Annotated in this window: 2 protein-coding genes; both read right to left on the reverse strand. The window is 49.8% G+C overall.

What is annotated here, in order from left to right:
* Window positions 1–122 precede the first annotated feature (122 nt).
* On the reverse strand, window positions 123–806 hold the full coding sequence (locus R8N28_RS26545; protein ID WP_020840069.1) for a general secretion pathway protein GspB: 684 nt from the start codon (window positions 804–806) through the stop codon (window positions 123–125).
* On the reverse strand, window positions 806–1,103 hold a 298-nt coding region (locus R8N28_RS26550), incomplete at its 5' end, for a peptidoglycan-binding domain-containing protein (RefSeq protein WP_318183832.1). The genes R8N28_RS26550 and R8N28_RS26545, both read right to left, overlap by 1 nt.

The raw sequence follows: 1,103 nt of genomic DNA on the forward strand, positions 1-1,103 counted from the left end.
GAAAGAAATCACCTGCAGGTTGGGCATAACTGCCCCGCAAACTACCGGTTTGCACATAGCGGATACGAAAAAGGCCACATTCATGTGGCCTTTTGCTTATATAATGGTTTCACGCGAGAGTACTAACCATCCCATTCGTAAAGCGCAGGGATTCGGATTTGCTCACCTTGGAATTCGACAATGACAGCCTGCGGCTGAATCTCTTTCAGCGTGACTTGTCCATCCACCACATCCCCTTGGTGATACTCCACGTTATTGATTTTCACCCAACGACGATTGGCATCACTGGCATACATGTGCGTTTGCAAATTAAGGGCAGGAAGACGTCCTTGCCACTGCTGCGCATTGCGCTCCAAGTCATTCACCTGTGACGGTGCAGAAGTCGGTGCATCGTTTTGAGACAGCGCATTTTCCACTTTTTTGGCGAGATCTGGAGACAAGGAAGACAAGTCTAGATCATCCAATGACAAACCTAAGTCGTCACGACGATGCGTAGATGCTGTGCTCGTGACGGGAGTAGCCGTTGTCGGATCTGGAGCCTCACTCTCGTTGGCATACTCGGAGGGTTGCAAGAATGTCCCAATGTCGCGAGATAATTCGGCACTCGGCCATTCTCGTGGCAGTTGAGCAAGATCCGTTGATTCTGGATAATCTAAAACTTCAAATGGTTGTACGACTTCCGCCACCACTACCTCTGGCGTAACCGCTTGAGCCTCTGGCGTAAGCAAATCTAAATGCCACGCAACCGCAATCGCTGACACGCTAATAGGCACAAGAAAGAGTCCAACATGTTTGATGACTGACATTACGCCTCCTCCTTGTTAATGCTTGCTAGTGTTGGCGCATTAGGTTGCACACTTTGTTGTAAGCGCTCTAACGTGCGATGACCCGCAATGCCATCCACACCGATGCCCTGCCAACGTTGGAACAGTTCCACTCGCTCTTTTAACGCACCGTCAAAAATGGACGTTTCCAATGGTGATTCACTGACCGCTTTGGCAAGCAATTGGTCAAGCACTTCGATCGCCGGCCCTTCCATATCTAAACGCAACGTCTCTTTAAGCGGCGCTTGCCACAATTCAATGATGTTGCCCTGCCACATT

Source organism: Vibrio sp. Vb1554 (assembly GCF_033344235.1).